Source organism: Rathayibacter sp. AY1C7, assembly GCF_002931865.1.
In the GTDB taxonomy this organism is placed as follows: Bacteria; Actinomycetota; Actinomycetes; order Actinomycetales; family Microbacteriaceae; genus Rathayibacter.
On sequence record NZ_PSWB01000037.1, the window covers coordinates 20779 to 27053 of the forward strand.

Sequence of the window (6275 nt, forward strand, 5' to 3'; positions counted from 1 at the left end):
GAGTGCCGAAGGGTGTCGCCGAGCTCGGTTTTTCGTCTCATGACCGGCGCCCCTGGCGGGCTTCCTCCGAACGAGAACCGGCTTCCCGTGACTGCTCGGCACCCTGTCATGCACTTCGTGCTCACGAGTGCTTCGGAAGGAGGAACGCCGGGAACACCTCAGCGAATCTCTCGGCGGTGACTATGAGCCATTGAGCGAGATCAGGAGCGGTGGCCTCGTCGCGCCACTCGCCGGTTTCGCGTAGGAGGACCTGGCTCGACAGGTTCCCCGGCTCATTGAGCCACTCGAGATCCGCGCCGACGGCAGCCTCGATCTCCACGCGATGGTCGAGCAGGCGGGCGAAGAGCGCCTTGTCCTCTCGGATCTTCAGCGCACAGGAGACGCCGGCGGGTTCGCGGGACGACAATCCGAGGACGATGACGGATCCGGGCACGCCGAGACTCACGTCGACAGTGGATCCGGTCGATCCGCTGGGCCAGGACGTGATCCTCGTCTGGAGACTCTCGCCGAGGTCGTGGACCTTGAGGAAGAACGCCTTCCTCTGCGCGAGGAGCGGCCGGGTCCCAGGCACCCGATGTCGATCCTGGTCGATCTCCAGCCCCGCGAGATCGGCGAGGTCTTCGGCGCGGAGGAACTGCGCCGGATCGGCCCGGCCCTCGCGATCGAAGGTGAGACCCTCGGACTCGAGGAACTCGCGCGGAGGATCGGTCCGGTCCGAGTCCATCCATCTGAAGCCCGGCGCTATCGTGCCGCCGCTTTGAAGTACTCTCCACGCGCCTTGCATCGGGTTGCTCGCGAGGACGGCTGCGACGGGTTGAGGGTAAGAGCCGGCGACCAGGGCGACCTCGCCGTAGGACGTCCATCTGCCGGCGGGGATCTCGGCGACTATTGAGGCCACGACGCTCCGCATCGCGGAGGGCTCTGCCCCGCCGGACGACGTCAGGTCTTCATCAGGACCAGGCCACAGAGCGATGATCCTCTCTGCGAGAGCGGCGCTGCGCTTCGCGATCTCCGGAGCGCCCCACTCCTCCTCGCCCGCGATCTCCTGATTAAGGCGAAGGCCACTCTCGGCCAGCATCCTGCGCTTCTGGTCGAAGGGGCGGTTGCTGAGCTCGCTGTTGTACCCGGTGAGAGTGAGGTTGCCGATCGTGTGGACGAGGCGGTCGTGCTCATAGGCGAGATCGGATCCGTCGGGCAGGCCCCGCTCGAAACCACGCCGTACGGCGTCGGTCAGGGTCTGAGGCAGGACGTGCTCGATGGTCAGGTTGCCCGGGTCGATAGTCTCCTTCGACTCGTAGGACTCCTCGAGCCACAGCAGGATGAGCTTCTTCTGAGCGGCCCGACCCTGCCAGTAGAACGGGACATTCGTCACCGCCTCCCGCACCTGCTTGTCCGTGCCGTAGTACTTGCGGCCGCGCGACAGGTGCTCGCGCAACGCGACGTCGATATCGGGGGCATCGGCAATGGCGCTCACTGCTTGAAGGAGCGTTCGATTCAAGCTCGCAGTCGCGCGCCCGATGACGATGCGCCGGACGAAGTAGGACTCGAGGTAGGTCAGGGCCTGAAGCACCTGATCAGCGGACGCGGTTCCTGCAGCCCGCCGGTCCAAGAGGCGCATGACGACGGGATACGCAGTCGTCGAGCCCCATGCTCGGATCCGCGTCAGGCGTCTCTGGATTCGGTTGTCGACCTCGAGCGAAGGATCGAGAATAGCCGCGAGTACGTCGCCCAGCTTCGCGATTCGCACGACCTCGGCCACGATTTCCGCCGGGCCGGCGAGCTTCTCTAAGCGCTTCTGCTGCCCTGTATACGTGTCCGACTGCTTGGCGCGTTCGTCCGTCTGCACCAGGTCGAGCCAGAACAGCAACTCGAGGCTGTCTGCACTGAGCTTCTTCTCCAGAGGCAACCAGACCGATTCGTAGACCTCGACGCCGCTGTCGCCGAGCCGCATGAACAGATAGTTCTTCAGGAGATCCGACTGGGTCAGCTGAAGGCCGGTGTTGTTCAGCGATTCGAAGATGCGGTGTGCATTGTCCCGGGGCTCTGCCGTCACGACGACGAGGGCGAGGCCGTTGACTATGACGTTCTCGATCTCCTCGAGATCGTGCGGATCATCCGGGTCGTCGGCCGCAGCGATCTTCGAGCGGAAGTGGTTGTACGCCTCGCCGATCCGGCCGACACCTCCTGCGTCCGGAGCCGACCGAATGACCGCCAGGTAGGATGCTCTATCCGCCTGCGTGGGCAGAACTTTCGCCGGCTTGTCCTTGTCGTACACATTGACCAGGTACTGCGCCTGGATGCCCTCAGCCTTTTCGGCGTCGCCGGTCTCGTTCAAGTGGTCTCGGAGGGCGGCCAGGAGGAGCGTGAGGGTCGTCAGGCGCTGCTGCCCATCGACCACGAGCAGCTTCGAGACGCCGACAACCGAGAAGTCGGGACTCTGGGCGAGTACCAGCGAGCCGATGAAGTGCGTCGCGGTGGGCTCCTCGCGGCGGGTGTTCGCGAGCTCGGCGATGTCGTTCCACAGCTGGTCGAGCTGCGGCTTCCCCCATGAGTAGACCCGCTGGTAGAGCGGCACCTGGTACTGCTTCTTACCCTCCAGCACACCGGCGAGGTTCGTCTCCGCTGCCTTGACCATTCTTACCTCCGCGTTGAAGTGTCTTCAAGATCGGCTTGCGCCCGTGGACGGCGCCTAATGATCGGCGGGCGCTGCCACTGAGAGGCCGCCCCTATTCGGGGTGAGCTCGAGGACGGTCTGGTCCGAGTCGGTGAGAACCGGGATCCCGTCGGGCAGCGTGTGGAGCGCCCGGGCGAGACGGCTGAAGGTCGTTCGAGCCTCGAGAGTTCCTTTGCCGGCGAAGGCGATGAGAATCCTGCTCGCGTCGATCTGCAGAACGCTCAGATCATCGAGGAGCCCGACGAGCTGCACCTGTCGTGCCGCGATCCGCCCGAGCTCGTCGCGGAGGACCCCCTCGACGGAGAGCAGCGACCGGTCCGGATTCGCATGCTCGGCCGCGACCCTCTCGAGCACCGCGATCCGAGCTCGAAGAGAGAATCCCTCGTACATCTGGGCGACGATGCGTTCGAATTCCCTCATCGGATCGTCGCGCTTGCCCACGAGTGCGACGAGGAGCTCGGGCGCGTACACCCGGTCAACGCCCTCGTACTTGGCCACGACATCGAGCCAGCGGTCGAGACGATCCTCGTAGCTGTTTGCAAGCGCATCGAGCGCACCGAAGGCATGGGCGGCTGAAGAGATCGCCGGGATCCTCGCTTGGTCGAGCAGGTAGCCGGCGACTTTCCGCGTCTGCTGCGCCGCGGTGACCAGTACCGATCGGTCCTCCTCGTTGGCCCGATTCTCGATTCCGAGCAGTGTCGTCGTTATCCTCTCAAGCTTCTTGTTCATCTGGTGCTGCGCGAGCATATCCCCGGCGACGGCAAGACCCACCGTGGCGATAAGTGGTCCGGCCGCAGCAGCGGCGCCCGTCCCCGCCACTGCCGGGACGAGCCGAGCATGAGCCGAGAGTTTCGTCGACCCGGCCGCCCGGACGATTCCGCGGAACCCGCCCCCTACTGCGGGAACGAGATCGCGAGCGACCGCGCCGGTCGGGAGGATGACGCGGTAGAGGCCCTCAGCGGATCCGGGCGATCGGGTGAGGCCGCCCGCGGCCTGACCGATCGCCTTCGCGAAGGCCCCTGCGGTCTGAGCCACGAGACCCGAGGCCACCTGGCCGGCCGGTGTCGGCACGCGACTGATGAGCAAAGCATCGCGATTGAGGAGCATGCGGAGCATCCCCTCGGTGCTCGGTTCCGACGGCGTCGGGACCAGGGGGACGACGACAGCTTCTTCGGGATCCACGGCGCCTCCAGCTGGTGTGTGTATCTCATCCTGTCAGTCGGCGGGGACCGAGCCGACGCATCCCGTTCGGACCGATCAGTCGGCAGCGCTCCTGAAAAGGGACCACCCGGATGCCCGTCCACTGGTTATGGCGCGATGACCCGAGTGCGGTATGTCAAGGTCCGTTCTGCAATGTCCTGTTCGCCTGCCGCCCCTTGCCCGCGCGCCGCTCCGCGCGCACGCTGGAGTCATGACCGCCTGGAGCCCTCTCGAGATCGTCGGCGCCGTGTCCATCGCCCTCGCGCTGATCGGGCTCGCCGTCGCGGCCGTGGCGGTCGGAGCGGGCGACGAGATCGCGTTCATCGGCGTGCTGGTCGCCTTCGCGGTCGCGGTCACCGGGCTCGGCCTCCACATCGCCGGCCGCGAGGCGCGATACCGCCGCGACAACCGGTGACTCCGAAGCGCTTCCGCCGCGACGACCGCTGAGGAGGTGCGCTCCCGCCGCGGCGGCCGCTCAGCGGGACGCGCCCCACCGCGACGGCCGCTGATCGGGGGGCGCCCCGCCGCGACGGCACTCGGCCGGTCAGTGCCCGAGCTCCACCAGCAGCACGCCGGCGATGATCAGGCCGATCCCGCCGAGCATCGTCCAGGTCAGGGGGTCCTGGAACAGCCAGCGCCCGAGCACCGCGGTCAGCGCGACTCCGACCGCCGCCCAGATCCCGTAGGCCACCCCGATCGGCATGCCCTGCGCGAGCGCCCCGGCCAGCAGCGTGAACGCGACGACGTAGCCGACTCCGACCACGACGTACCAGCGCTTCCGGCCGTCCGTCGCGGGCTTGAGGCTCATCGTCGCGGCGACCTCGGTGAGGATCGCGCCCGAGAGCAGCAGCCAGGCCATCAGTGCGCCGCCCGGCGCGCGGCCTGCGCTCGCTGCGAGCCGATCTCGACCATCAGCACGCCCGCGATGATCAGCACCAGCCCGATCTTCATCACGCCCGTCAGCGGCTGACCGAAGAGCACGGCCGCGAGGACCGCCGTCAGCGCGACGCCGCACGCGCCCCACACGCCGTACGCGACTCCGATCGGCATGCCGGCCTTGAGCACCCGGCTGAGGAGGACGAACGCCGCCAGGTAGCCCGCCACCACGAGGGCGTACCAGCCCGGCGACTCGATGGCGGCCTGGAGGGCGAGCGACGCCGTCACCTCGGTGAGGATCGCGCCGGTGAGGAGCACCCAGCTCATCGCGTGCCGTCGGATCGCGTCATCCGGCCAGCGTAGGTCGGGCGCGGAGGCGTGCGCCCGCAGAACGAGAGCGCAGTGCCCGGAGACGGGGTGGGAACGATCGTTCTCCGGGCGGCGACGCGCTCACCGCGCGAAGTGCTCGCGCACCTCCGCCTGCCAGCGCTCGCGGTCCTCCTCCGTGATGAACGCAGCCTCGAAGGAGTTGAGCGCCAGCTGCTCGAGCTGCGCGTCGTCCATCCCCAGCTCCTCGACCAGGGCGCGGTAGTTCTCATCCACGTAGCCGCCGAAGTAGGGCGGGTCGTCGCTCGAGACCGTCACGACGAGTCCCTCGCGGAGCATTGCGGGCAGCGGGTGGTCGGCCATCGTGTCCACCGCGCGCAGGGCGACGTTCGACAGCGGGCACACCGTCACCGGGATGCGGCGCTCGCGGAGCATCGCGACCACCTCCGGGTCCTCCATCGCGCGGATCCCGTGGTCGATCCGCTCGACCTTCAGCAGCTCGACGGTGGCCGCGACCGTCTCGGGCCCGCCCTCCTCGCCGGCGTGCGCGACCAGGCGCAGTCCCTCCGCCGCGGCGCGCGCGTAGACGTCGACGAACAGCTCCGGGCCGAAGCCCACCTCGTTCGAGTCGAGCCCGACGCCGATGACGTGCTCGCGCCAGGGGAGGATCGCCGTCAGCATCTCGTCGGCCGCGTCGGCGCCCAGGTCCCGGAGGAAGCACATGATCAGGTCCGTCGAGATCCCGTGGGTCTCCTCGCTCCGGCTGAGCGCACGGGTGATCCCGCTCATCACGGTGTCGAGCGCGACGCCGTTGCCGAGGTGCGTCTGCGGGTCGAAGAAGATCTCGGCGCGGCGGACGTTCGCCTTCTGCGCCCGGTCGAGGTAGCCGGTCGCGAGCTCGAAGAAGTCCCGCTCCGTCTTCAGCACGGTGAGGTTCGAGTAGTGCAGCTCCAGGAACGACGCGAGGTCGGTGAAGGAGTACCGCGCGCGGAGGGCGTCGAGGTCCTCGGTGGGCAGGGCGACTCCGTTGCGGCGCGCCATCTCGACGATGTGCTCGGGCTCGATCCCGGCCGGCACCTCGCAGCAGGGCGAGCTCTAGCACCCGGGGGCGGGGCCGCTCCGGATCCGTAGGCCTCCGCTGTTTCGCGCGCCTCCCGCCGGAAACGCGCGCGAAACAGCGGAGGCCTACGGTCGGGAG

General features: G+C 68.0%; 6 protein-coding genes. 1 reads left to right on the plus strand and 5 read right to left on the minus strand.

Translation table 11 applies throughout. From position 1 onward, the window contains the following. Window positions 1-121 precede the first annotated feature (121 nt). Window positions 122-2635 carry a DUF4268 domain-containing protein gene (locus C5C69_RS15620; RefSeq protein WP_104234519.1) on the minus strand — a complete coding sequence of 838 codons (2514 nt, stop codon included), beginning with the start codon at window positions 2633-2635 and terminating at the stop codon, window positions 122-124. 54 nt (window positions 2636-2689) lie between these two features. Next, window positions 2690-3856 (minus strand): hypothetical protein, encoded by a 1167-nt coding sequence (locus tag C5C69_RS15625; RefSeq protein ID WP_104234520.1) that lies wholly within the window; start codon window positions 3854-3856, stop codon window positions 2690-2692. A 229-nt stretch (window positions 3857-4085) separates the two neighbouring features. On the opposite strand from C5C69_RS15625, the gene C5C69_RS15630 reads away from it, so the two are divergent. After that, window positions 4086-4289 (plus strand): hypothetical protein, encoded by a 204-nt coding sequence (locus tag C5C69_RS15630; protein ID WP_104234521.1) that lies wholly within the window; start codon window positions 4086-4088, stop codon window positions 4287-4289. 129 nt (window positions 4290-4418) lie between these two features. Here C5C69_RS15630 and C5C69_RS15635 read toward each other — a convergent pair whose 3' ends face one another. The 3 genes from C5C69_RS15635 to add all read right to left on the minus strand — a co-directional run bounded on the left by C5C69_RS15635 (window position 4419) and on the right by add (window position 6154). Next, on the minus strand, window positions 4419-4733 hold the full coding sequence (locus C5C69_RS15635; RefSeq protein WP_104224891.1) for a multidrug efflux SMR transporter: 315 nt from the start codon (window positions 4731-4733) through the stop codon (window positions 4419-4421). Further along, window positions 4733-5077 carry a multidrug efflux SMR transporter gene (locus tag C5C69_RS15640; RefSeq protein WP_104234522.1) on the minus strand — a complete coding sequence of 115 codons (345 nt, stop codon included), beginning with the start codon at window positions 5075-5077 and terminating at the stop codon, window positions 4733-4735. The genes C5C69_RS15635 and C5C69_RS15640 overlap by 1 nt, the downstream gene beginning before the upstream one ends. A gap of 123 nt (window positions 5078-5200) precedes the next feature. After that, window positions 5201-6154, minus strand: coding sequence for an adenosine deaminase (gene add, locus C5C69_RS15645; RefSeq protein WP_258067545.1), 954 nt, complete (start codon window positions 6152-6154; stop codon window positions 5201-5203). Window positions 6155-6275 lie beyond the last annotated feature (121 nt).